23 protein-coding genes, 1 pseudogene and 1 riboswitch are annotated in these 24,034 nt (G+C 33.5%); of the genes and pseudogenes, 18 read left to right on the plus strand and 6 right to left on the minus strand.

Annotation, left to right across the window (positions count from 1 at the left end):
• Positions 1-34 precede the first annotated feature (34 nt).
• From ACH6CY_RS13220 to ACH6CY_RS13275, 12 genes and pseudogenes are all read left to right on the plus strand, one after another.
• Positions 35-1,015 (plus strand): tRNA dihydrouridine synthase, encoded by a 981-nt coding sequence (locus tag ACH6CY_RS13220; protein ID WP_374067801.1) that lies wholly within the window; start codon positions 35-37, stop codon positions 1,013-1,015.
• A gap of 572 nt (positions 1,016-1,587) precedes the next feature.
• Positions 1,588-1,767 carry a hypothetical protein gene (locus ACH6CY_RS13225; protein WP_374067802.1) on the plus strand — a complete coding sequence of 60 codons (180 nt, stop codon included), beginning with the start codon at positions 1,588-1,590 and terminating at the stop codon, positions 1,765-1,767.
• A gap of 557 nt (positions 1,768-2,324) precedes the next feature.
• Entirely contained in the window at positions 2,325-3,023 is a 699-nt protein-coding gene (locus ACH6CY_RS13230) for a hypothetical protein (RefSeq protein WP_374067803.1), read from the plus strand.
• Positions 3,024-3,047: 24 nt separating this feature from the next.
• Entirely contained in the window at positions 3,048-3,578 is a 531-nt protein-coding gene (locus ACH6CY_RS13235; protein WP_374067804.1) for a S8 family serine peptidase, read from the plus strand.
• 34 nt (positions 3,579-3,612) lie between these two features.
• A complete protein-coding gene (locus ACH6CY_RS13240) occupies positions 3,613-3,903 on the plus strand; it encodes a S8 family serine peptidase (RefSeq protein ID WP_374067805.1) in 291 nt (96 codons plus the stop codon).
• 331 nt (positions 3,904-4,234) lie between these two features.
• On the plus strand, positions 4,235-4,879 hold the full coding sequence (locus tag ACH6CY_RS13245) for a YiiX/YebB-like N1pC/P60 family cysteine hydrolase (RefSeq protein WP_374067806.1): 645 nt from the start codon (positions 4,235-4,237) through the stop codon (positions 4,877-4,879).
• A gap of 92 nt (positions 4,880-4,971) precedes the next feature.
• Positions 4,972-6,036, plus strand: coding sequence for a hypothetical protein (locus ACH6CY_RS13250; protein WP_374067807.1), 1,065 nt, complete (start codon positions 4,972-4,974; stop codon positions 6,034-6,036).
• A gap of 176 nt (positions 6,037-6,212) precedes the next feature.
• Positions 6,213-6,701, plus strand: coding sequence for a MepB family protein (locus tag ACH6CY_RS13255; protein WP_374067808.1), 489 nt, complete (start codon positions 6,213-6,215; stop codon positions 6,699-6,701).
• A gap of 330 nt (positions 6,702-7,031) precedes the next feature.
• Positions 7,032-9,707 carry a leucine-rich repeat domain-containing protein gene (locus ACH6CY_RS13260; RefSeq protein ID WP_374067809.1) on the plus strand — a complete coding sequence of 892 codons (2,676 nt, stop codon included), beginning with the start codon at positions 7,032-7,034 and terminating at the stop codon, positions 9,705-9,707.
• A 271-nt stretch (positions 9,708-9,978) separates the two neighbouring features.
• A pseudogene (locus tag ACH6CY_RS13265) lies at positions 9,979-10,646 on the plus strand (HAD family hydrolase).
• A 364-nt stretch (positions 10,647-11,010) separates the two neighbouring features.
• Complete coding sequence (locus ACH6CY_RS13270; RefSeq protein WP_374067810.1) at positions 11,011-12,579, plus strand: Vga family ABC-F type ribosomal protection protein; 1,569 nt, start codon at positions 11,011-11,013, stop codon at positions 12,577-12,579.
• Positions 12,580-12,840: 261 nt separating this feature from the next.
• A complete protein-coding gene (locus ACH6CY_RS13275) occupies positions 12,841-13,398 on the plus strand; it encodes a ClbS/DfsB family four-helix bundle protein (protein ID WP_374067811.1) in 558 nt (185 codons plus the stop codon).
• Between the two features lie 160 nt (positions 13,399-13,558).
• Here ACH6CY_RS13275 and ACH6CY_RS13280 read toward each other — a convergent pair whose 3' ends face one another.
• Positions 13,559-15,253: a methyl-accepting chemotaxis protein gene (locus ACH6CY_RS13280; RefSeq protein WP_374067812.1), complete on the minus strand. Its 1,695-nt coding sequence runs from the start codon at positions 15,251-15,253 to the stop codon at positions 13,559-13,561.
• 761 nt (positions 15,254-16,014) lie between these two features.
• On the opposite strand from ACH6CY_RS13280, the gene ACH6CY_RS13285 reads away from it, so the two are divergent.
• Entirely contained in the window at positions 16,015-16,242 is a 228-nt protein-coding gene (locus ACH6CY_RS13285; protein ID WP_374067813.1) for a hypothetical protein, read from the plus strand.
• A gap of 539 nt (positions 16,243-16,781) precedes the next feature.
• Here ACH6CY_RS13285 and ACH6CY_RS13290 read toward each other — a convergent pair.
• Positions 16,782-18,269, minus strand: a complete 1,488-nt coding sequence (locus tag ACH6CY_RS13290) for a glycine betaine uptake BCCT transporter (protein ID WP_374067814.1) — start codon at positions 18,267-18,269, stop codon at positions 16,782-16,784.
• A gap of 326 nt (positions 18,270-18,595) precedes the next feature.
• Here ACH6CY_RS13290 and ACH6CY_RS13295 point away from each other — a divergent pair, with 326 nt between their 5' ends.
• The 4 genes from ACH6CY_RS13295 (at position 18,596) to ACH6CY_RS13310 (ending at position 21,614) form a co-directional block, all read left to right on the plus strand.
• Complete coding sequence (locus ACH6CY_RS13295) at positions 18,596-19,150, plus strand: TetR/AcrR family transcriptional regulator (protein ID WP_374067815.1); 555 nt, start codon at positions 18,596-18,598, stop codon at positions 19,148-19,150.
• Positions 19,151-19,331: 181 nt separating this feature from the next.
• Positions 19,332-19,415, plus strand: a riboswitch (cyclic di-GMP riboswitch).
• Between the two features lie 59 nt (positions 19,416-19,474).
• A complete protein-coding gene (locus ACH6CY_RS13300) occupies positions 19,475-19,969 on the plus strand; it encodes a hypothetical protein (protein ID WP_374067816.1) in 495 nt (164 codons plus the stop codon).
• Between the two features lie 22 nt (positions 19,970-19,991).
• Positions 19,992-20,879 (plus strand): DUF5667 domain-containing protein, encoded by an 888-nt coding sequence (locus ACH6CY_RS13305; RefSeq protein WP_374067817.1) that lies wholly within the window; start codon positions 19,992-19,994, stop codon positions 20,877-20,879.
• A 111-nt stretch (positions 20,880-20,990) separates the two neighbouring features.
• On the plus strand, positions 20,991-21,614 hold the full coding sequence (locus ACH6CY_RS13310; RefSeq protein WP_374067818.1) for a DsbA family protein: 624 nt from the start codon (positions 20,991-20,993) through the stop codon (positions 21,612-21,614).
• 287 nt (positions 21,615-21,901) lie between these two features.
• On the opposite strand, the gene ACH6CY_RS13315 is transcribed toward ACH6CY_RS13310, so the two are convergent.
• Both ACH6CY_RS13315 and ACH6CY_RS13320 read right to left on the minus strand, forming a co-directional pair.
• Positions 21,902-22,396, minus strand: a complete 495-nt coding sequence (locus ACH6CY_RS13315; RefSeq protein WP_374067819.1) for a ferritin — start codon at positions 22,394-22,396, stop codon at positions 21,902-21,904.
• Between the two features lie 89 nt (positions 22,397-22,485).
• Positions 22,486-22,773, minus strand: coding sequence for a hypothetical protein (locus ACH6CY_RS13320; RefSeq protein ID WP_374067820.1), 288 nt, complete (start codon positions 22,771-22,773; stop codon positions 22,486-22,488).
• Positions 22,774-22,903: 130 nt separating this feature from the next.
• Between ACH6CY_RS13320 and ACH6CY_RS13325 the strand changes: the two genes are divergently transcribed.
• A complete protein-coding gene (locus ACH6CY_RS13325) occupies positions 22,904-23,098 on the plus strand; it encodes a CsbD family protein (protein WP_374067821.1) in 195 nt (64 codons plus the stop codon).
• A gap of 49 nt (positions 23,099-23,147) precedes the next feature.
• Here the strand turns inward: ACH6CY_RS13325 and ACH6CY_RS13330 are convergent, their stop codons facing one another.
• The gene (locus ACH6CY_RS13330; protein ID WP_374067822.1) at positions 23,148-23,609 is read right to left on the minus strand and encodes a hypothetical protein; all 462 of its coding nucleotides are present in this window, start codon (positions 23,607-23,609) and stop codon (positions 23,148-23,150) included.
• 169 nt (positions 23,610-23,778) lie between these two features.
• Positions 23,779-24,034: hypothetical protein (locus ACH6CY_RS13335; RefSeq protein ID WP_374067823.1), on the minus strand; the 256-nt coding region annotated here is incomplete at its 5' end.

The following is a 24,034-nucleotide window of genomic DNA, read 5'->3' on the forward strand; positions in this document are numbered from 1 at the left end:
AATGTGTCGATAATGAAAGGATTGGAATTTAGTTATGAAAGATAATTTTTGGCGTGATTTACCACGACCGTTTTTTATATTAGCACCAATGGAAGATGTGACAGATATTGTTTTTCGTCATGTAGTAAGCGAGGCAGGTAGACCAGATGTGTTCTTTACTGAGTTTACAAACACGGAAAGCTATTGCCACCCTGATGGACACCAAAGCGTTCGTGGACGTTTGACTTACACAGAAGATGAGCAGCCGTTGGTGGCACATATATGGGGAGATAAGCCGGAATATTTTAGACAAATGAGTATTGGTATGGCGAAAGAAGGGTTCCGCGGTATTGATATCAACATGGGTTGTCCTGCACAAAATGTGGCAGGAAACGGTAAAGGATGTGGCCTTATCCGTCGACCAGAAGTTGCGTCAGAGCTAATACAAGCGGCGAAAGCAGGAGGACTACCTGTTAGTGTGAAGACGAGACTTGGTTATACAGAGATTGATGAGTGGCGTGACTGGCTCACACACATATTGAAACAAGACATTGTTAATCTTTCTATCCATTTGCGTACAAAAAAGGAAATGAGTAAAGTAGATGCGCATTGGGAGCTGATTCCAGAGATTAAGAAGCTACGTGATGAGGTAGCGCCGAATACGCTTTTGACAATCAATGGTGATATTCCTGACCGTCAAACTGGTTTAGAGCTAGCTAACAAATACGGTGTGGATGGCGTGATGATTGGACGTGGTATTTTTACTAATCCTTTTGCCTTTGAAAAAGAAAAGAAAGAGCATAGTAGTAAGGAATTGCTTGATTTATTAAGGTTACATTTGGATCTTTTTGATAAATATACTGCTGAAGAATCGCGTCCGTTCAAACCTTTACGTCGCTTTTTTAAGATATATGTCCGAGGATTTAGAGGTTCAAGCCATTTAAGAAATGAATTAATGCACACCGAGACAACGGATCAAGTACGTACATTGCTTGATCGCTTTGAATCTGAGATTGAAGAAAGTGATAATTTATAGTGAAGCTATTTTATTAATTTGCATACTTTCGAGTGCTCTGACAATAAATTAACAGCATTCATCTTATATGTACCGTGACAAAGATAAAGGGCATTATATCGATTATACCTTTGCGAATCAAAATAGAAGTAAGGGTTAGAAGATAATTGTGGCTGAATTATTCAAACCAAAAAGAGTAAGGAATATAAACCATTGTTAATTAATGGTGTGTATATTCCTTTTTTATTATGTGGTAATTTAAATCAGACAAAAAAGTAATATTAAAAAACAAGCATCTACCACTAAATCTCCTTTTGTATGACAATTGCTTAACACTACATCATTATGAAGATTCTAGCTCTCACGCTAAATAAAACCATGCGACAAATACGGTGGTAACTAGACATCTATTAAAAGAAAAAGACTACAAGTTTTTACATATTTCTCGCTTTAACTTTGGTATAATTTGTTTGTGAATGTTTTTTCAAAGTAAGTGTATTGCGGTTACACGTTTACTTATCACAATGAGATGAAAGGATGGTATTGGGATCTACAAAACGCTTTTCTATTATTCCATACGAGGAGGAAGTAATTTGAAAAAGTTGTTATTTCGTTTCTTTTTTGTGCTGTTTGTTTTGGGAGTACTAGCGACACCATCGTTTGCTAAGGAAGGATCAGTTGATACAAAAGACAGTTTAATTGAAAAACAAATTAAATATTTTGAAAAATCCAATTATTTTCTTTTGTTTCCTTTTCGTCTGTTTCTATACTGAAATTCACACACTACAGCAAGTAGCAAAAGCACCTCAATGAAGTAATATATTTTTTGGACAGTGTAAGGGAAGTCTAAAATACTTATTATTACCATTCCAAAAACTAATAATACAACAAGATAAACAGATAATCTGTTACTCATGTTCTTCGCCTCCTCAATGTTCTAGTTATATAATATTGTATTACTTCTAGAAAGGGAATAAAGTTGTTCTAATCTACTAAACAAGTAATAAGTCCTTTATAAGAATTCTATATTAAATAGTTTTCTTATAAAACTCAGAAAAAAAATAAATATAGTTATTAATACTAAGAAAGTGAAATTATTAATGGATTTTGTGTATTTGAGAATGCTAATAATAACAAAAATAACTATTCCTATAAGGAAATAAAGATATAAAGTAATCATGAGTCAACTCCTAAGGATAAATATATCACAAACTATTATTTATGTGAAAAAAGTTAATTTTACTATAATTCCAAAAAAAGGTATATTTATATATTATAATAGTTTATAATTGAAATGCATAAAACATTCCAGAAAAAGGAGTGTAATTTTATGAAGACGAAATTTATTTCTATGCTTTTGATAGTAGCTTTATCTTTTTCAGTATTTAGTACAACAGGTTTTGCAAAAAACGGGAACAATGGTAACGAACAAGAAATTGAGGCATTAAATCAAAAGGTAGAATTAGTTAATGAAACCGTAGAAAGCAATGTCGACGTTAAAAGTAATAGTATAAGTTTTGACGAAAAAAATCTTCGCAAAAGTATTAAAAATAAGGATATTGAAGTGATTAATCAGTTAGCGAAAGAACAAGGGTTAGACATAGTTTATACTAAAAAGTCATATATTGATGAAATTAAAAAAGGAATTGAGGAAACAAATAGACAAATACAAGATGGCGAATTAATAGCTTTAAGTGATGGTACTTTAATTGAGAATAATGATGAAAATTTTTACCTTCAAGGTGGCTCGACATATACTACAAGTCACTGGTGGGGAAAAAGACATTATAAAAGTACTTGGGCAGCTAACAAATGGTCATACCAAGGTAAACAATTAGCCCTTGGACATGTAGTTGCAGGAGGAGCTGTAGGATTCTTTTCATTGGGAGCAGGATTTGCTATAGGTGCTGTTGCATCTTCATACTATTTCGCGTTTACTAATAGTATTGATTATTATAATGGTCTTTCTAATAAAGGTATAGTTGCTGATGTTACTTGGGCTCTAGTATATAAAATGAGAACACAGTGACTTTAATATGAAAGGTATTTGAAGATGAAAAAAAAGTGGTTAAGCATTATTACAATATTTTTTTTACTAATTGCAACTATTATATTAATAAATTATTTATTTTCCAATGATTCTGTTCAAGAAACATGGGAAAGTAAATTTATTGGCTACGAACAAATTCATAGCGTTGTAAATGGTGAAAATCAAAAAATAGCAATAATAGACAGTGGTATATCGGACTATCAAATTGGTAAACTTGATAAGAATATTAATTTGATTGATGGTGGAGAACCATATGATATTAATGGTCACGGTACAATGATGTTTAGTTTAATAAAGGGTAGTAAGAACACTGTTGGTATTTGTTCAATGTGTGAAGTTTTATCATTTAAAGTAATGAATACTGACGAATCAATTAAGCCTGAGCTTGTTTCTGAAGCTATTAAACAATCTATTGATCTAAACGTGAGTGTTATTAGTCTTAGTCTAGGGTCTTATTTTGAAAATGATTTAGTGAAAAATAGTTTAGAGCAAGCTATAAAAGAGAATATTGTTATCATAGGCTTCATCCGGTGATTACGGGACTAATGAAATGTTATTTCCTGTGAATATGGATAAAGTAATTTCAGTAGGTGCGATAAACAATGATGGAGAAATATGGACCGACACTAACGCTAATGATCAAGTTGATATTAATGCTCCTGGTGTTGATGTAACTGTTTCTGGGATTGAAAATGAGGAGTTTTTATCAACTGGTACTTCTCAATCTTCAGCAATTATAGCTGGTTATGTTGCTCTAATGAAAGCAAAAGAACCGACTATTAGTATTGAAGAAATTAAAAAAGTTTTAAATGACATTAATGATAATAAAACTGACTATAGTGATTTCTTTTTAGATTAACTCCATATCTAGTAGAAAACACACAAAAACCTGTTGCTCTGAATTTAAATAGACGACAGGTTTTTGTGTGGAATCATGCATACTAATGTAATGAAAAAAGTAAGTTGTTATTGATGCATTCACTATAACGTCTCTAATATTTTCCTGTACATAGCAATATTTGAAGAAGCCTTTGGTTTTGATACGGCAATAAATTGGTATAATTTGTTTGTGAATGTTTTTGCAAAATAAGTGTATTGCGGTTAAACATTTACTTATCACAATAAAATGAAAGGATGGTATTGGGATCTACAAAATGCTTTTCTATTATTCCATACGAGGAGGAAGTAATTTGAAAAAGTTGTTATTTAGTTTCTTTTTTGTGCTGTTTGTTTTGGGAGTACTAGCGACACCATCGTTTGCTAAGGAAGGATCAGTTAATACAAAAGACAGTTTAATTGAAAAACAGATTAAAGATTTTGAAAAATTCGATAAGGCATTACAAAGTGGTGAAGCACAAGTTTATGCAGACAAAAATGATGGCGAAATAGCCTTAAAGGCAACAACAGGTAGATACCCAACAAGAAAAGGCACTATATTAGTGACGGATGGTCTTCGATTTGATAGTTTGGTTGGTCATGCTGGGATGGTTTTATCACCTAAAAAAACGGTAGAATCTTTTCCAAAAGGTGGCGTTCAATATAGATACGATAAATGGTATCGTAGATATAAAAAAGTATGGGGAATAACGACTCGAGGAACTTCTGCTTCTAAGGATGCTGCTGCGGCAGATTGGGCAAATTTACAAATAGGAAAACCATACAATAAGAATTTTTTTAATATTGAAACTACATCAAAATTTTACTGCTCACAATTAGTATATAAAGCAGTTAAGACAAAGGCGGGTGTGAACTTAAACTGGCTTGGTGGTATTGTCACACCTTCCGACTTGGTCAATAGTAGTAAATCCTATACCGTTTATAGGTATGCGAGGTAAGTAACGCTTCGAAGTGTGACATCCATATAAAGAAGGGAACACACAAATTTATAATGTGGTCCCTTCTAAATAAATGTGAAGGAAATTAAAATATGAAAAATAACTATATTCGTAGCTTCATTATTACTTGTCTAGTGTTTCTTGTAAGTTGTAGCTCTCAGATTGATCAGAATACGCTTGATAAATATAAGTATGGCGTTATACTATCTGAACAACGAGGGAAAAGTGAATTGCAATTATATACGGAAGATGGCGATCTAGTAGATACAAAAAAAATTGCAGCAAGTGGAGTAGATGAAAATGGTTCTGCTTATTTAAATGGTCCACAATTCGAAAATGAGAATTGGTATATCGGAGTTGCTTCAGATAGTAAAAGTCAAGATTTTATTATTAAAATTGATCCTGAAACATTAACAGTGGATAAAGTCCCAGCTAATGTAGGTGATCAATATCTATATACTGGCTATACTGTGGACGAAGATAATCTATATACATTCTACTCAACACCTGGTAAAGGTACGCATATCATCAAATCACGCATGTCAAATAATGAGGTGTTAAAGGAAAAATATATAAAAAACAGCTTATTACTGCATGTTATACCTAAAGATGATAAAGTAATATTAGTATCCGATGATCTAACGGAATCAGGGATGTATATAAGAATAGCAAACGAAGATACACTGGAAATAGAAAAGGAATTTAAAATAGCCGATTACTTATTTACAACAGATATTTTTATAAAGGAAAACAATTTATATATGCTACCAGCCGTGGATAGCGAGGATACATTAATCAATCAATTGTTAGTTTTTAACATAAGAAACGGAAAATGGCAAACAGTTGAATTACCATTTAAAAATGCAAGGTATTTGAGAGCAGTAGATGATCATTTTTATATTATTGAACAGCCTGAACCCGATATAGACCCAGATCGTCACACTATTGCAAAATTGGATATAGAAACGCTAGCAATAGAAGATACTTTTACATTTGATTTTGCTTCGCGTGAAGTGATTTTTGAAGGGGATCGTATGATTTCTAGTAGTGATGATAAAATTTATATTTATAATACGGATGATTTTGAGTTGATAAATGAAATAGAAATTAGTAATCCGAAAGACATGATGTTTGGAAGTCTTCTAGTAAAACCATAAGTAAATGGAGGAGCAAGAGCTGGTTCTTTGCTTTCTCCATCTTTTTTATGCTTTAAATAGTAGATTTGGTGAGATGCCTAATTGACGTTATGAGATCACTTCAATTTTTTTTCTCAATGCAATAGGCTATCTCTTTCAAATTTAGATAGAATATAAACATAAGGGAGGGTTTGTATTTGAAGTCGTTAGAATTAATAAAGCAGTTATTCTCTAGTACGGATAATTATTATGTGGAGAATTTTAAAGAAGAGAATCAAAATAAGGAATATGAAGGTTGTACATTTAGTATTCAAAATTATACATTTAGAAGCCGATTGGCTAAGAAAACGCCAAAGAAGAAAGGATACTTTGTTGTTTTTTGGAAAAAGGGTAGTGATAATAAAAATCAAGCCTATTCGTTTGATGAAATGACCGATAAATTAATTATTACAGTCATAGATAAAGAGAGAAAAGGTCAGTTCATTTTTCCAAAGACAGTGTTATTAAAAAAAGGGATTTTAAGAAATGAAAATTCTAACGGGAAAATGGCAATGAGAGTTTATCCTTCATGGGAAACAGATCTAAACAATAACGCAATAAAGACGCAACAATGGCAAAAAGAATATTTCATCGATATGTCTAAAGGAATGGATGAGCAACAAGTCTTCTCATTGTATTTTACATAACTTTTAAAAATATATGGGTACTGCGTGTTTAGGGTAATTACAAATTTAACCAGAAATAGATATTTTCATAAACCTATGTTATATAAAATCGATCAGAGCCGAAAGTGTACTAAAGTACATTTTCGGTTATTTTTTATTGTCGTAAAAGCATGAATTACGGGTGAAACAAAGGGCTGAACCTAAGTTGGATAGTAGATATATTGGCAACATAATTTTTAAAAAAGTAAAATACTATTAATTTTTCCATGTAAATAGTGTATAATTTTGTATGATAATTAGTTCTTTTAGTTCAGAACTTTTTTCGTGATTTATATTAAGGGAGCGAATTAGATGAGAAATAGAAAATGGATAAGTTTAACGTTAATCACTATTATGCTTTTTTCAATAATTGCATTACCTATGCAAACTGTTGCAAAAGAGTTGAAGGATGAAGAAGGTGAGTCTATTCGAAATGAAGCTGTAAGTACACAGCGGTTGGAATCTGAAGAAGATGAATCCTCCAAAAGCTTGAATGTTAATGCAGACGGTGGTGAACTAACCAAAGAAATCGTGGAAATACCTGATAAAAATCTTGAGAAATTGTTGCGTGAAGTTGTAGGTAATTACGACAAACCGCTAACAGTCGAGGAATTAAAGACAATTGAAACCCTTGATGCAGATTCTCAAAACATTAAAGATTTGTCAGGGATAGAAAATCTCATAAATTTAAAAAAAATATTTTTAAATCATAATGATATTACGGATATAAGTCAATTAGTATCGTTACCAAAGTTAGAGCATGTTCAGCTATATGAAATACATTTAGATGATTATAGCGTTGTAGATGAATTAAAAGCCAAAGGTGTTGAAGTATTTTATTTTTATAAATATGATGAACCTAGATATTTCCGCTTTGAGATAGACAAAATCACCGATGAATCACTATTGCTTGAATTCTCCACTTCTTACCCAGTTGAACACATTGATTTTATTGAGATTGAGGTTGATGGTGAAATTATTGCTAAAATAGAAGCCGATGCTACGTCCTATTTAATTGAAGGTCTGGAAAACAACACAGAATATTCGGTATTCGTGTACCCTATACTTAAAGATAGCAGTGGCAGATCAGGAAGTGGTAAGACGATAACTACATTAAGGCCTTTATCGGAACAAATTGATATGCCAGACGATAAGCTTCGCAAATCTATTCTATTAGAACTTTCTATATATAATCGTGAGGCTTTGTTTGAGGAAGACTTAGAAAAAATTGAAGAACTACGAAAGATTGGTGTCAATATAAAAAATTTAACTGGTTTAGAATACGCCAAAAATATGACTAGTCTCACTATTGAAGAGGGATCTATTTCCGACATAAGTCCATTGCAAGGCTTGTCCAATTTAGAAGAACTTTATTTAAGTGATAATCAGATCACAGATATTAAGCCGTTAAAAGGTTTGAATAATTTGAAAATTCTAGACTTAAATAGAAATAAAATTAAATATATTGATTCTTTAACTGAATTGAAGAACATAACATCGATAAATATATCCAGAAACCCACTTGATTTTAATCGATCGACGACGCAGGCTACTTTAGATCAACTAGAAGAAAGGGGTGTTGAATTAGATTATTCTTTTGGGTATTCTAGTTCAGGCACATCCGCTGAATTAATGAATGGTTATACGATGTCTTCTGATTCAATAAAACTAGAATGGCAAGTTTATGAAGAAGATACCATAATTGATTATTACAAACTTTACATCGATCATAAATTAGTTGCTCAATTACCTAAGGATGTATTTTCATATGTTTTTAAAGGGCTAGAACCTAACACATTATATTTCACTCATATAGAAGCTTATTCGAGCTCTGATAAGTTGCTGTATAGGGAAGGTTTTGTAAGCTCAACTTTTTATACGGATGAACAGCTCTTTGATGTAACTATTGAAGTAGTTGACCAATATGGGCAGTTGATTACAGATTCGCTTAACTTTCGTCTGAGCGGATTAGATGAATGGAATGGTGGTTGGGCCAACGCTTTTGGATTTATTGATAAAAACGGTCAGTTGCTATTTAGGTCTATTTGGATAGACGATCGTTTACCAAAAGGAAACTATAATTTTTCGATTTCTGGAAATGAGCTGTACGACAGCTATACAGAACAAGACTTTAAAATAATACCGGGTGAAGAGAATCATATTCAAATTGTTGTTAACCGAGTAGGTGAGCATCATGATATTATTGTTGAGAATAATCAAGCCTCAATTAAAGATGCTCTTGTTGATAAAACAAAAAATGATGGAAGTATGATTGTAAATCTCAAAGATTCAAAGCTTAATATAAGTGAACTAGTATTGACTGCTGACCAAGTAGCTCTATTAAAAGAAAAAAATGCTACCATTGAGGTTAATCTACCTCATGCCCATTTACGTATTCCCGGATCAATTCTAACAGGTGATACAGTTATTTCATTCGATCCTGTAAGTAATGATAAGCTGCCGCTCGGCCAAAATGCACTAAGTGAAATCTATCAATTTACAATTAAATCCGGTGGTCAAACGATTTCTAATTTTGATGAGCCTATTGAATTATCGTTTAAAGTGAGCGAAGCATCAAAAAACTACGATGATTTAGCTGTTTTCTACTATAATCCAGTAGAAAAAGTATGGGAATATATTGGTGGTGAAGTGCAAGACGGGATGTTAAAAGCAAGCACAAACCATTTTAGTGTGTTTACCGTATTTGATCGCAAGCTGTTTTCGAATGGTACCCAACAAGGTGGAGATCATAGCGAAGAAGAGGGATCAAATCAAGAAGGGAATCAAAACCAATCAACAGATGGAAATGAATCCAATCAAGAAGAAACGAAAGATTCAAATGGATCTGATACGTCTAATTCAACTCATGGAGAAACGCTCCCAAATACAGCAACGTCTATGTTTAATTATATGTTATTAAGTGTGTTGCTTCTAGCAATTGGGATTGTTTTATTCGGTGTTAATAAGTTCCGCCAATCTAAAAAATAAATGGAATGAAAATGCCTTTTACATACTGATGAAAGAGGCGTTTTCTTTTTTGAATCCAAAAATATCTTAAAATAACTTTTTTAATTGAAATAGAACAAAAGTGCCTTTTTTCGATTAGATTCGAGTATTGCTTAAAGCTTTTAAAAATTGTTTTTTTAAAGGTGGCATAGAAGAAGGAGAATCATTAGTAAACGAAGAAGCATTAATTATATAAATATCAATTTTAAAAATTCAAAACGTGGTAATCAAACAACTAAGTGAGGTGTATAAGGTGATTAAAGCTGTATTCTTCGACTTAGATGGTACGTTATTAAATAGAGATGCTTCTGTACAGAAGTTTATAAATAATCAATCTGATAGGTTAAATGATTACCTTGGACATATATCAAAAGAAAATTACATGTCGAGATTTATAGAGTTGGATTGTCGTGGTTATGTTTGGAAGGATAAAGTGTACCAGCAGTTGGTCAATGAATGTAACATTAGTCAAATATCTTGGGAAGAGTTGCTACATGATTATATCACCGAGTTCCACAAGGATTGTATCTCTTTTTCCAATCTAATTAGTACGTTAGAAAGCTTAAGAGATATTCTATTCGATTAGGAATGATTACAAACGGAAAAGGTCAGTTCCAAATGAATAATATAAGGGCGCTAGGAATTGAAAAATATTTAGATACAATACTTGTTTCTGAATGGGAAGGGGTAAAAAAACCTAATCCCGAAATTTTTCAGAAAGCTTTAAGCCAAGTGGGTGTTTCCTCGAATGAGAGTATGTACGTAGGCGATCATCCTGAAAATGATGTACGTGCTGCTAAGCATATGGGGATGGTTGGAGTGTGGAAAAAAGATTCCCAATGGACGAATGTTGAAGCAGATTTTATTATTGAAGAATTGAGAGAGCTGCCATTAATTATTCAAGAAATAAACAGATCCTAGAGAACTAAGTGAAATTATTTTCTAGCAATATTCTATAATTAATCAATCGAAATTTAAAGTACAGTTGACAATTAGCTATCGTTAGATGTATCGTTAGTAGTAACTTTAAATGGAAGGGTGACCCAATTACATGAAGTATTAATCCTATTTACGAAAACAAACAATTTCAGGTTATGTGTAGATTATTTCTACGTTATTTTATTATGCCTTAAATTGTCGTTTTTCAGGATAGGATTGGCTTTTTGTAGTTGAGCCCAAGGGAGTAGTCTCTTTTTGGGTGCACCTATATATTATATTGCCTCCTATTCTGAATCCAGATGGGGGCTTTTTGTTTCCCCTAAACTCGGAGAAAGGGGTTGTTTCGATGCTTTTATTGGAAGCGAAAGATATAAAATATTATGTTAGAGATCGGTTATTACTGGATATAAATCACCTGCAAATTCATCATAATGATCGAATTGGCTTAGTTGGTCGCAATGGGTGTGGGAAGACTACCTTGCTTCAACTGATAAATGGAATAATCACGCCTGAACAAGGAATAATCACGGAGCATACTTCAAGCGATCTATTGCCACAACTAAAATCAACAGATACGACCAAAAGTGGCGGAGAAGTTACGCAAGAATATATTCAACAAATGCTTCATAGAAATGCGGAACTACTACTTGCAGATGAACCGACGACAAACCTTGATACGGATCACATTGAATGGTTAGAAAAGAAATTGAAAGGATGGCAAGGCGCATGTGTCATTGTTTCGCATGACAGAGCATTTTTAGATGTGCTTTGTTCAACAATTTGGGAAATTGAAGAAGGAAAGTTAACAGAGTATAAAGGGAACTATAGTGATTATGTTAACCAAAAAGATATAGAAAAACAACAAAAGCAACTGGCCTATGAAAAGTATGAGAAGGAAAAGAAGCAGCTAGAAGAAGCGATAAAATTAAAAGAAAAGAAAGCGCAAAGAGCGACTAAAACACCAAAAAAAGTGAGTAAGTCTGAAGCGAAAATAATAGGAGCGAAGCCATATTTCGCAAAGAAACAAAAGAAATTACAGAAGACAGCGGCATCGATTGAAACAAGGATAGATAAACTTGAAAAGGTTGAGAAAGTGAAACAACTCTCGCCAGTTAAGATGAGCGTGCCAAATGAAGCAACCTTTAAAAAACGAATAATCATTCGGGTAGAGAAGCTATCAGGTAGAGTGAACGAACGTCTTCTATGGAATAAAACAAGCTTCCATGTGCAAGGTGGAGATAAATTAGCGATTATTGGCCCGAATGGAAGCGGGAAAACAACACTAATTCGAAAGGTGATAAATCAAGAACCTAGTATTACCGTTTCTCCATCAGTAAAGATAGGCTATTTTAGTCAGAACCTGAATATCTTAGAAGATGAAAAAACGATTTTAGAAAATGTCCAGTCTTCGTCAAAGCAAAGCGAGACATTGATTCGAACGGTGCTGGCAAGAATGCGTTTTTTAAACGATGATGTTTATAAGCAGGTAAATGTTTTAAGTGGTGGGGAAAGGGTAAAGGTCGCCCTCGCGAAACTATTTGTAAGTGATATTAATACATTGATTCTAGATGAACCGACCAATTTTCTAGACATAGAGGCTGTGGAGGAATTAGAATCGCTGCTCCAAGCATACGAAGGAAGTGTAATATTCGTTTCTCATGATCGACAATTTGTAGAGAATATTGCAACGCACATACTAGAAGTTCGTAATCAAACAATACATGTATTTGAAGGTAACTATCAAGCGTATAAACAGAGCCAACCACAGGAAGAACAAGGTGCAACCCATGATGATTATTTACTACTTGAAACGAAAATATCCGAAGTGCTCAGTCGTTTAAGTATGGAACCATCTGAAGAACTAGAAAAAGAATTTCAAAAGCTTATTAAACAAAAAAGGGAATTAGAAGAATAAAATATGTACATGTAATTGATGTGGAGTAGAGAACTCAATGTGTGAAAACATTGCTTTCGTAGTATAATTAACATAGAAAGATAATAAGTGTTTCGTATAATAAAGATTGTCCATGATAGCGCATGGAATAGTCGCAATAGACTAAACCCCGACAAGAGGAGGAGGTAGCTTAGGAAATAATCCCTCGCATACCGGCTAAAGTGCATGAGGGATTATTTTTTATCTGTCAAAATTATTTTAATTAAGAAAAGGTGATTGTGTTTGCAAGCATATACTAGTAAACAAGCGTTAATTGATGAAATTACTAAAAGAGCGGCATTATTTATTGATGAATTTCGTTCTATTAATAATCTTGATAAAGATATCCTAGTTGATGAAGTGAATCGTACACCTTCGCAAATGATCGCTTATCAATTAGGATGGATGAATTTAATATTGTCGTGGGAACAAGCTAATAAAGAAGGAAAACAAGTCGCTACACCAACGCAAGATTATAAATGGAATGATCTTGGCGGACTTTATCAGCACTTTTATAATGAATATGCAGATCAATCGATCGAAACGTTAATCGATATGTTTGAGCGTGATGTTAACCGTATCATTCAACTAGTAAACAGCTATGATGATAAAGCATTATTTGAACAGGGTGGCAGACAATGGGCAACGACAACACCTTCAAGTTGGCCAATTTGGAGGTGGATTCATATCAATACAGTAGCGCCATTCAAATCTTTCAGAACAAAAATAAGAAAATGGAAAAAGTCAGGGGGTTGTGATTTTATATTAAGCGTATCGTATAATAAAGGCCATTCACGATAGCATATGGAACGGTTGCAATAGACTAAATCCCGACAAAAGGGGTAGGCAGCTTAGGAAATAATCCCTCGCATACTGGATAAAGTGCATGAGGGATTATTTTTAATATAGGATAGCTTTTTATTCGCTGTTAGCTATTTCATAGCTTTTTTAATAAAATGATTTAAAGTTTAAATCTCCTTATTAACCCATTCAATTCTTCAGCAAGCTTTGCTAATTGATCGGAACTACCTGCTACCTCTTCCATGGAGCTACTTGTTTGCTGTGTTGAAGCTGAGGTCTCTTCAACTCCTGCAGCTGCCTCTTCAGAGATAGAAGCAATTTCCTCAACTGACCTATTCATCTCTCGACTGCTTGTAACCATATCGGCTAAATTATTAGATACAGAATTAATAATTTCTGCTGTCTTAGATATAGATGAATTAATTTCTTTAAAAGTTTTTCCTGTAGTAAGAATTTGATGGGTTCCTTTCTCCACTTCCTTATAACTATCTTCTAGAGAAGCTGCGACAAGACTAGATTCATTTTGAATATTTGTAACGAAGACGGTAATATCAGTCACTGAATCAGATACCTGTTCTGCGAGATTCCTTACTTCATCTGCTACAACAGCAAATCCTTTACCGTGTTCTCCGGCTCTGGCAGCTTCTATCGCTGCATTTAGTGCAAGTAAATTTGTCTGGTCTGCAATATCCTGAATAACAGAAATAAGCTTAGAAATTTCCTGAGACTGTTTATCTAATCCGCCTACTTTAGCAACTGCGCCTTGGACGATTTTGTCGATTTTGTCCATCTGCTCTGTAGAAGATGTCATTAACTCGCTTCCTTTAACTGTCATTCCCATTACTTCATTTGAATGTTGCTGTACTCGCTCACCATTGCTACTTACATCCTGTACTTTATCTGAGAATGTGCTCATAAGTGAAGACAAGTCACTAGCACTATTTGCCTGTGTTTCTGATCCAGTTGCCAACTCTTGCATCGTAATAGCTACTTGCTCAGAACCAACTTTAACCTCATTCGCTGCTTGTGTTAATTCTTCACTTTGATTCGAAACAGTTTCAGCTACTACATTTATTTGATTCAATAATTCTCTAGTGTTTATTGTCATTTCATTCGTGGCTTCTACTAGATGACCAATTTCATCTCTAGTATTGATTTGTAATAACTCTTCGGTTAAATCTCCGTTAGCGATCAGTTTCATCCGGGTCATCACTTTTTTGATTGGATCTGTAATCAATCTTGCTGTAATGACTGCTGCACCAATGCTTAAAACGGTAATTAAAACGGTTACAACGATTCCTATTATTGAGGTTTTTTCTCCACTTGAAGTGATTTCCTCCCCATGTCTATTAATTTCCTCTGCAGCGTTTCCGGCAAGTTTCTCATATCCTGCCATGAGTTCACTCACATCTGATGTTAATTTACTCAAATTCTTTGTGGCAAGTTCATGATCACCACGGTCATAAGCATCAAATACATCATCATTGACTGCTGTTCTCCATGCAACGGTTTGATCAATTAAATCATCAAAATCCTTGTTAACCCCAACACTTCTAGCTATATTTTCAAATTCAATTCCAACCTCTGTATGGTCTGCAAAACGATCCTTTAATTCACTATTGCCTAGTAGAACATAACCTCGGGCTGCTGCGACTCGTTTGGCAAGTGTTGCTTCCATTCCTTGATTAGCAATCAATGTCTGTAAATCCTTTTCGATAATGTCTTCAACTTGATTATTGATCTGTTTCAATGTTATAAAGTTATACACACCCAAAATAATTACCAATAAAATCACAAGAGAAAATGCAAATAAAATCTTATGTTTAATACTTTTGAGATTAATAATTTTTTTCATGAAATTCACCTTTATCCTTAATATTAATCACTTAGCTACTCCTCAAATTGCATTACAATTTCTTGTATCTTTGCTGTTGTTTGTATACGAGGACTTATAATTTATCACTAAAGCATTTTTATTAAGTGAAGTCTACAATAAATCTCATGCCGAAGATTGAATATTTATTTATACATGAACCTCCTTTATACGTTGTGATGCCTTTTCTGATCTCGGCATTTTTAAAAGTAAATTGCCAAAAACACAAGAAAAAATGGTTATTATTTTAAAAATAACCATTTTTTTAATATATATATATGGACAATATTAACGATTCATCGAGACGTAAGATAAGCATATATACATTAAACAAGAGGAATTCCAGTGTCTAAACTCTATATCGGCAAAAAGATCTATTTTTAAAGTACTAAATTTTAAAAAGACAGTAGCTATGACTTTTTATATAAAAAATAAAACAAAGGAAGTATGAATTTGTTGTTATTTTTCTGATCGATAATTACTTAGACATTTTTTGCATACTAGCAAGCCATTCAAGATCGGGCATTATCACAAATACCAAAAAAATAATTACATATGTAATGGTACGATTAAAACATTACCGTTTTGTTGCTGTATTTGTTTAGCTAAAAATAAAATATAACAGGATTGATATGATCTATCTTTGTGATTAAAATAGTAATTTAGACTTATTTTTCATTTTTTTGCGGGTATTATCAAAAATATAAAGAAAATGTATTTAAATAAAAAGGAAATATAACATAATGAATAAAAGGCTTTTAAAAGTAACTATTATTTTTGTATTAATTTTGTCAATGTTAACACCATTATCAAATGCAGTAAGTGAGGAAATTAAAAAAGGAGAGAGCAATGCCAGTGACTTTTTTGAAATGGCTAAGGATGGTGAAACTATTGTAGAGAATAGTGCAGATGTTAAAGGTAATAATGGAGAATTACTTAGAGTTATAAAATCAAAGACAGAAAAAAAGTAATTAAAAATGTAAAGCAGGAAAAAGTAATTATAAAACTTAAAATTACCAAGAAAATAGTTGATGCAAATGGTGAGCATGTTGATACATTTTTTGTAGAAAATGAAAAGATTCAATTTAATAAAAATGATGATCTCTTAATTAATGGTCAAGTTGTTCCTAGATCAGAATTAGACTCATTGTTAATACCTCCTTCTTCTGATATTTCAACATATTCTGGTGGGAAATCATTTAGCAAAGAAGCTTATTATCAGTTAGGTAGTATTTAAAAAATCATAAGCTAGAGGATGTTAAATATTGGATTTAACATTATCAATTATACCTGGTTTAATCATTGTTGTATTATTACAACAGTTAATTGAAAATGCTACGTTAAGGAAAAGTCAACGGTTTGGATATTAGGGTTTAATTTTCTTAAATATTGTACTTATAGTGATTCAGTTACGTTAATAGATAATTATATTAAGATCAATAATTGAATCAAATGAAACACTTCCCTCAAAGCTTACTCCAAGTGTATGAGGAAAGTGTTTGTTACTTGATTATTCATTTTGTTCTTGATAATCTTCTTTTAATGCTTTAACGAGTGACACAATCATCATTAGTAATATGAAAGTGAAAGGAAAAGCCGAAACAATAGATGCTGTTTGTAAAGCTCCTAGTCCACCGGAAGTAAGTAATACAGCGGCAGTTGCTGATTGAATGATGCCCCAGATCATTTTTATTTTATTTGGTGGGTTTAAGCTACCGTTTGTTGTTTGCATACCTAACACAAATGTTGCAGAATCAGCAGAAGTTATGAAGAATGTAGAAATTAACAAAATAGCCACAACGGTTAATACAGAACCATAAGGAAATCCTTCAAATAAACCAAATAAAGTTTTCTCTTTTGCTAGCTCAGTCAATCCTGTGTTAATCCCATTCAATTCTTGAAACAGACTAGAACCACCAAAAACAACAAACCATAAAGCACAAAAGATTGTTGGGATAAATAAGACACCAAAAATAAATTCCCGAATGGTTCTTCCTTTAGACACACGAGCAATGAAGGTACCTACGAATGGAGACCAAGCAATAAACCATGCCCAATAGAAGACAGTCCAGTCCTGAATCCAATCATTAGCGTTTTCATCAAATGGCGCTGTATGAAAACTAAGTGATGGTAACGCGCTTATGTAGTCCCCGATTGTTGAAACTAATGTATTAAATATAAAAATAGTTGGTCCTAGTATAATGGTTAGTACAAGAAGCAATATTGCTAATATTATATTTGTATTACTTAAGTATTTGATTCCTTTGCTTAAGCCTGTCCAAGCTGAGAGCATAAACAAAATAGTTACAATGACAATGATAATAAGTTGTGTACTAAAGTTATTTTTAATATCTGTTACATAAGATAGCCCCCCACTAATTTGAGAAGCTCCTAAACCGAGTGAAGTAGCAACACCGAAAATGGTAGCGAATACCGCTGTAATATCAATTAAATTGCCAATCCAACCATTGGTTCGGTCTCCTATTAGTGGTTGAAAAGTAGAGCTGATAAGCCCAGGAGCGCCTCTTCTGAATTTAAAGTAGGCGACAGATAATGCAATGACTGTGTAAATACTCCACGTCTGTAATCCCCAATGAAAAACGGATGATCTTAAAGCGAATTTAGCTGCTTCAATACTTTCCGGTTCTGCATTAGGAGGTGCGGCAAAATGAGCAAGCGGTTCTGCGGCTCCCCAAAATATAATTCCAATCCCCATACCTGCACTGAATAACATAGCAAACCAAGTAATTTTATTGTACTCTGGTTTATCTCCGTCTTGGCCTAAACGCATCTTTCCATAACGGCTAAACATAAGATAAATCGAAAATAGTAAGAAGATTGCAACAGAAAGTATGTAGACCCAGCCGAATTGCGAGGTAAGGAAAGACTGAATGTTTGAAGTAATAGATTCTAAATTTTCTGGTGCAACTACGCCCCATAAGACAAAAACACCTGATATAATTAATGATATCCAAAATACTTTTCCAATTTGAGTCATAAAAAGACCTCTCTTTAACATATTGTTTGATTCGTAGTTGCTTGTATTTAATAGAAAAAACTGTTAATAATGGTTATAAAGAAAAAGATCCTCCTTTTCAACTTAGTGTAACCAAAAAAATACAAAGCAATCCATTCAAAAATATATAGAACGACCTTTCTATTATAAACATAAGATAATTGTGTAATCAACTATTTTAAATGGAAAAAAGGTGAGATGCGTGTGAGAAAAGTATAGCTCCTTTCACTAAAAGTTTGACTATGAAAATAGCAAACTGTATTCTAAAATACAGAATTGCTCGATTTATTAAAGGAGAAGATGGTTAGATGAGCCGATCGGAAAAAAGGGATATGTTACTTAAAGTAGCGGAACAATTATTCTATGAGCATGGGTTTCGTGGCGTAGGACTAAAACAAATTATTAGAGAAGCAAATGTGGCAACGATGACTCTCTATAATCATTTCTCTTCCAAGGATAAGTTGGTAGAAGAAGTACTTAGACAGCGTGAAAATCGGTATTGGTCTTATTTAGATTCACATGTAGCAATAGATACAGATTCTCCTTTCGTTCTTGCTGTTAAAGCGCATGGTCGTTGGTTAAAGAAGGAATCTTATAAAGGAGATATGTTTTTAAGAGCAATAGAAGATTATGCTGGAACGGATAATGAAATTGAAAATATTGCAAGAGGTCACAAAGTTAAATTATTAAACTATTTTCAAAAAATAGCTCAAGCAAGAGGCAAACAAAATGAGCAAGATTTGGCGAATCAATTCACATTATTACTTGAAGGAACTACTTCCATGACAACATTGGTTGGTGCGGAGAAAGCAACGGAGTATGCTATCGCGATTGCTAAAGCGCTTGTCCAGCATACATTGTAATGGTTATAGAGCGTGATGCAAAGCCTACTTCAATATTGATAAGTCTATTAGAGTAGGGATATTTGCTTAATAGAAAGACGAAGAAAGCGATAAATTACCTGTGTTAAAAGGGAAAAAAATTTGTTAAAATTAACCTGTATCAAACCTAATATATGATTAGAAGAAAACAAACGAATTTAAAAATTGATAAAGGCAAACCTACTGAAAAGTTGGGGCGCAAAGCTACAGGGGCTAAAGACTTTGTCTATGCTAGCCAGTTACCGTTAAGCAAGTGCACTTTCCTTGTTAGCGGAAGTGTGCTTTTTTCGTGAGAGGAGGTTCGTCATGAACAGGAAATCGGTGTTTACCTTAATGGCTTTATTTTCAATACTTTTATTAGTTGGATGTAAAGCAGATAAGCCATCACAGAATGTTGAGGCGGAATCAACTAAAGGGTCTATTCTTTATGAGAATAAAAATTATGATCTCTCTATTAAAGAAAATGCTGATTGGAAATTTAAATCTGATGCAGATACAAATAATTTAAATGTCATACTTAGTCATGGTAAGTCACAAGCTATTATCTCTTCAGTCTCAAGTGATCGAACGTTTGCAGATATAAAACAAGAATTGAAAGCTAGCACAGAAAATATTGAAATTATTTCTGAAGAGAATAATACATTATCTTATCAATCAACGTTTGAAGATGCTGTTCGAACAGATGTATATTTTAAAGAACATAATAAATCGGTTAATCTTATTATTATTTTTATGTCACCTGTATCAGCATATGAACAAACAAAACCTAATATTGAAAGCTTGTTAAATCATATTAAATAATAAGAGAAGGGAAGAGTTAGAGATGAAAAAACAATTATTTAGTGTTATTTTAGGTGCGGGATTGTTAGTGGCTGGAGGGCAAGTATTGGCTGATGAAGCAGAAGAAGTAATCAGCACTAAAGCAGAGTTATATGATACGACTCGTTTGATGGAAGAAGTGGAGTATGAGTTAACAGTAGATAAAATAGATAAGGCGATTCTCCAAGATCAATATGCAACAGAGAGGCTAAAGGAAGCAAAAGCTGCAATAGAAGATGGAGATATTGAAAGCATTGACCAATTAATAAAAGAATCTCAAGCAAATACAAATCAAGCAGATGCTGATTTAACTGAGGCAAAATCAACTGATGATGACAATGATCCAGAAGAGGTAGAAGAAATAGAAAATACTCTTGCTGATCGATTAGAAGAGCGTATTGAAGAATTAACAGCTCTGTTAGAAAGAGAGGATTTACCAGAGCAAGCGAAAATTAATATATCCTATGTGATTGAAAAATTAGATAACTTGAAAGAGAGAGCTGAACAAAGAGAAGAATTACAAGCGATGTTAGCTTCTGGAGAAATAACAAAAGAAGAATATAAAAGTGAAATGAAAAAGCTAGCGGAGAAATATAAGGAAGAGGCAAAAAAAGATAAAGAGGAAGCGTTAGAACGAGAAGAAGAACGTAAAGAAGAAGTGGAAGAGCGTGAGGAAGAACGTCAAGAGGAAGCGTTAGAACGAGAAGAAGAAGGTAAAGAAGAAGCGGCAGAACGAGAAAAAGAACGTCAGGAGAAAGCTAAAGAACGTGAGGAAGAGCACAGAGAAGAAGCTAGAGAGCGCAAAGAAGAAGGGCGAGAAAAAGCAGAAGAACGGGAAGAAGAGCACAAAGATGATGAAGATAATGATAATGAAGAAGCAGATGAAGATTAATTGAAAATGAATGGGATGAGGTGATTCCTCTCCCAATTTTTTTGTGGAAAAAATAGTCATTATGCGGTAAAGTAAATAATATAAAAAATAATCATTTTTGGAGGAGAAAAAATGAAGAAAAAGCCATTAATTATAATAGGTTCTGTATTTGCAATTGTCGTGATTGTTGCTGCAGTTTTATTAGGTATAAATACAACTTCTGTTGATCAAGTAAATACAACACCAATTGATGATCAAAAAATGGTATATTTAGGTGAAGAAGATGCTGCTAATGAAATCTTTTTAGCGTTTGATTATTCTTGTCCGGCGTGTAAGAATTGGATGAGTGAAGTTTTACCTGAATTGGAACAGAAATATATCGAAACAGGTGAAGCGAAGTTTAGAATGCAATCTATGGTCTATTTAAACGATGCATCTTTACGACTTTCTAAATTTGATCAAAACCTCATTCATTATAATAAGGAAGAATATTATGAAATTGCTAGAAGAATAATAAGCGACTCGCAAAGTCAAGATGGAGCTTGGGGAACAGAACAATATATTAAAGATATTATTTCAGAATACGGTCTTGATCAGGAAACTATGCTTCAAGACAATGAAGTGGATCCTATTAATGTAACTCGAAAATACACACGAGGTTTAGAGGTTGAATCAGTCCCAAGTGTCTTTGTTAATGGAATAAAAGTGGATGAACCGTTTAGTATTAAAAAAATTGAATCATTAATTAACGAATAAAACAATGTTAGAACCAAGCTCTTGTCAACAGGACTTGGTTCTTTTTTCTAAGTGTAAGAACAGATACCACATTTGCAACCCTTGTAAGACTAGCTGATAAAAAAAGTGAATCGGACAATAGAAATCTAAGTTGTCTATCATGAATATAGGCATGGTTATAGATTAAATTTGATATAAAAGTATTTCTTATATACTGTAGTGCACCATGTTGAGATAGTACTGTTTGGCTTTTACTTAGATAATATACGCGCATGACCCACCTGTTTTGTTTATGATGGTTGCTTGCTTTATACTTTAGTCTGTCTTTGTCCAAGCTCTTGATCGATAAGCAAAATTGCCGAAGTATTATTTTCTGCTAGTTTTAAGCGATTTACAATTGTTAATGCTTGTGCTTCTTCGTCAATTTGCTCACGGAGAAAGTCTTGAATAATTACGGTTGTTTGTGGGTCGATTTGTTTCACGTAATCATAAGCTTGACGATAAGCGTCTGTAACATATTGTTCGTGCGCGAGTACTTTTTCAAATGTTTCTAAAGGCGTCCCATAATTACTTGATTGTGCTGGAATCTCGCCCAGTTTAACTACCCCATCTTTACCGGATAAATAATCAATTAACACTAACATATGTGTACGCTCTTCGTCAGATTGTATCTTTAACCACTTGGCCATGCCTGTGTAGTTTTTTTGCTCCATATACGCCGACATAGCTAAATATAATGTGGTAGAGATTTGTTCGATTTGAATTAATTGATTTATTAACTGCTGTACTTCATTTTTTACCATTCGATACACTCCCGTTTGTTGTATTCCTATTAGCTTATGCGTTAGTATAATGGGATGTTCATCTCTATAGCCTAAGAAAAGATGAAAAACTATTTTTTTATTTGTTTGTTTTTGTATGCTATTAGACTTGTTTTAAGTGATGCATAGACACCGACACTAGCGTTTCCATAAAAGAATCCCATAAAAACACCTGCCCAAATATTGTGTTTATGCGCAAAAAATATAGCAATTAGTAAACCTATGATATTTGCTACTGTTGGAACCAAAACGGGCTTAATGTGTATCCAAATTTTAATGATTTGGGTAAGTATGACTACAGTTGGTACAGCAAGTATTGCATCCCAGAAATTTGTGTGAATAATCGGAAATTCTTCCATGTTAGAGCACTCCTTGTTTCTGTGTAAGTTCACCTTATTGTTAGCTAGAATCATTTTATTATTATCAAACGTTTTATCATTTCTTCTACGTGGTAAATACATACCAACACTTATAAGGGAGTGTAAAACAATGAATGAAAGAAAAGATTTAAGCAATAAAGTAAAAAGTGCAGTTAGTAAGGTAAAGGGAGAAGTAAAAGATCAAATAGGAAATGCAACAAATAACCCTAAGCTCCAAGCAGAAGGAAAGAAAGATAAAGCAAAAGGGGAAATGCAAGATAAAGTAGCAGAAAAAAAAGAAAATGAAGGAAGAGAAAATAGTTAGATATAAAAAGGCGTCAAGATCAGTGTCTGATCTTGACGCCTTTTTAAATTTAGAAACAAGTAAATGATTGGATTTGACGTAAGTCGATACCGAAATAAACCCACCTAAATCCATTCCAACGATAACCAGAAACAGATCTGCGACCTACATACGTTGGATAAAACCAGAACTGCTGGAAACCTCTTAGCCAGATATAGGTGTAACGATATAGGCACCCTTGAATACTTCCTGGGTCAACTGCAAATGTTTGTGCTTTTTGTGTTTGTGACGGTGTGAATTCTGGTGGTGGTCCCATTGGTGGTCCAGATTGTGAACCTTGACCAGGAGGTGGAAAGGGAGGTGGTGAACTAGGTCCTCCTTGTCCTCCGCCTCCGAAAGATGGGAGCCAAGGGAATAACTGTCGTTGCTCATCTGCCTCTAGATAACTGTTACTAGGTTCTTGAGGTGGGCAATGATAACAATCATTCTGATCGTGCATATAATTATATTCATATGAATGGTCTGAATACATGATATCTACTCCTTACATGAATAGTTAATTACTAAAGCCTAGTGGCCTCATGTCACATCCTATGTTAGAAACAGACAACGCTCAACTTGTACTTATAGAATTGTGCGTTTACCTATATATAAAAATTAAAAATGAGCTTTGTTGCAACAACAAAGCTCATGGTGACCTGTTAATAATAGGGATATGGAGGGTAAGGCTGATAGCCATAACCAGGTCCATACCCTGGAGTTAATAATGCTCCCGTTGCTACACCAGTTAGAAAGGGTACACCAAAACCTATTAGTGGTGAGCCAAAACCAAAGCCTGGTCGACCGATTCCTGGACCAGGAAATGCACCGAATCCTGAGAATGGTCCGCCAAATCCGAATCCAGGTCTTCGATGATAATTTTGTGGATAAGATGAATGATAAAGATTGTTATCTCTA

Source organism: Paraliobacillus sp. JSM ZJ581 (genome assembly GCF_044383835.1).
In the GTDB taxonomy this organism is placed as follows: domain Bacteria; phylum Bacillota; class Bacilli; order Bacillales; family Amphibacillaceae; genus Paraliobacillus.

What these genes read in the sequence shown, in the direction of transcription:
- ACH6CY_RS13310 (WP_374067818.1), top strand. Translation starts at nt 20,991, where the DNA reads ATGAAGAAAAAGCCATTAATTATAATAGGTTCTGTATTTGCAATTGTC.
- ACH6CY_RS13240 (WP_374067805.1), top strand. Translation starts at nt 3,613, where the DNA reads ATGGATAAAGTAATTTCAGTAGGTGCGATAAACAATGATGGAGAAATA.
- ACH6CY_RS13290 (WP_374067814.1), bottom strand. Translation starts at nt 18,269, where the DNA reads ATGACTCAAATTGGAAAAGTATTTTGGATATCATTAATTATATCAGGT.
- ACH6CY_RS13325 (WP_374067821.1), top strand. Translation starts at nt 22,904, where the DNA reads ATGAATGAAAGAAAAGATTTAAGCAATAAAGTAAAAAGTGCAGTTAGT.
- ACH6CY_RS13305 (WP_374067817.1), top strand. Translation starts at nt 19,992, where the DNA reads ATGAAAAAACAATTATTTAGTGTTATTTTAGGTGCGGGATTGTTAGTG.
- ACH6CY_RS13250 (WP_374067807.1), top strand. Translation starts at nt 4,972, where the DNA reads ATGAAAAATAACTATATTCGTAGCTTCATTATTACTTGTCTAGTGTTT.
- ACH6CY_RS13220 (WP_374067801.1), top strand. Translation starts at nt 35, where the DNA reads ATGAAAGATAATTTTTGGCGTGATTTACCACGACCGTTTTTTATATTA.
- ACH6CY_RS13315 (WP_374067819.1), bottom strand. Translation starts at nt 22,396, where the DNA reads ATGGTAAAAAATGAAGTACAGCAGTTAATAAATCAATTAATTCAAATC.
- ACH6CY_RS13270 (WP_374067810.1), top strand. Translation starts at nt 11,011, where the DNA reads ATGCTTTTATTGGAAGCGAAAGATATAAAATATTATGTTAGAGATCGG.
- ACH6CY_RS13260 (WP_374067809.1), top strand. Translation starts at nt 7,032, where the DNA reads ATGAGAAATAGAAAATGGATAAGTTTAACGTTAATCACTATTATGCTT.
- ACH6CY_RS13300 (WP_374067816.1), top strand. Translation starts at nt 19,475, where the DNA reads ATGAACAGGAAATCGGTGTTTACCTTAATGGCTTTATTTTCAATACTT.
- ACH6CY_RS13320 (WP_374067820.1), bottom strand. Translation starts at nt 22,773, where the DNA reads ATGGAAGAATTTCCGATTATTCACACAAATTTCTGGGATGCAATACTT.
- ACH6CY_RS13285 (WP_374067813.1), top strand. Translation starts at nt 16,015, where the DNA reads ATGAATAAAAGGCTTTTAAAAGTAACTATTATTTTTGTATTAATTTTG.
- ACH6CY_RS13235 (WP_374067804.1), top strand. Translation starts at nt 3,048, where the DNA reads ATGAAAAAAAAGTGGTTAAGCATTATTACAATATTTTTTTTACTAATT.
- ACH6CY_RS13330 (WP_374067822.1), bottom strand. Translation starts at nt 23,609, where the DNA reads ATGTATTCAGACCATTCATATGAATATAATTATATGCACGATCAGAAT.
- ACH6CY_RS13280 (WP_374067812.1), bottom strand. Translation starts at nt 15,253, where the DNA reads ATGAAAAAAATTATTAATCTCAAAAGTATTAAACATAAGATTTTATTT.
- ACH6CY_RS13230 (WP_374067803.1), top strand. Translation starts at nt 2,325, where the DNA reads ATGAAGACGAAATTTATTTCTATGCTTTTGATAGTAGCTTTATCTTTT.
- ACH6CY_RS13295 (WP_374067815.1), top strand. Translation starts at nt 18,596, where the DNA reads ATGAGCCGATCGGAAAAAAGGGATATGTTACTTAAAGTAGCGGAACAA.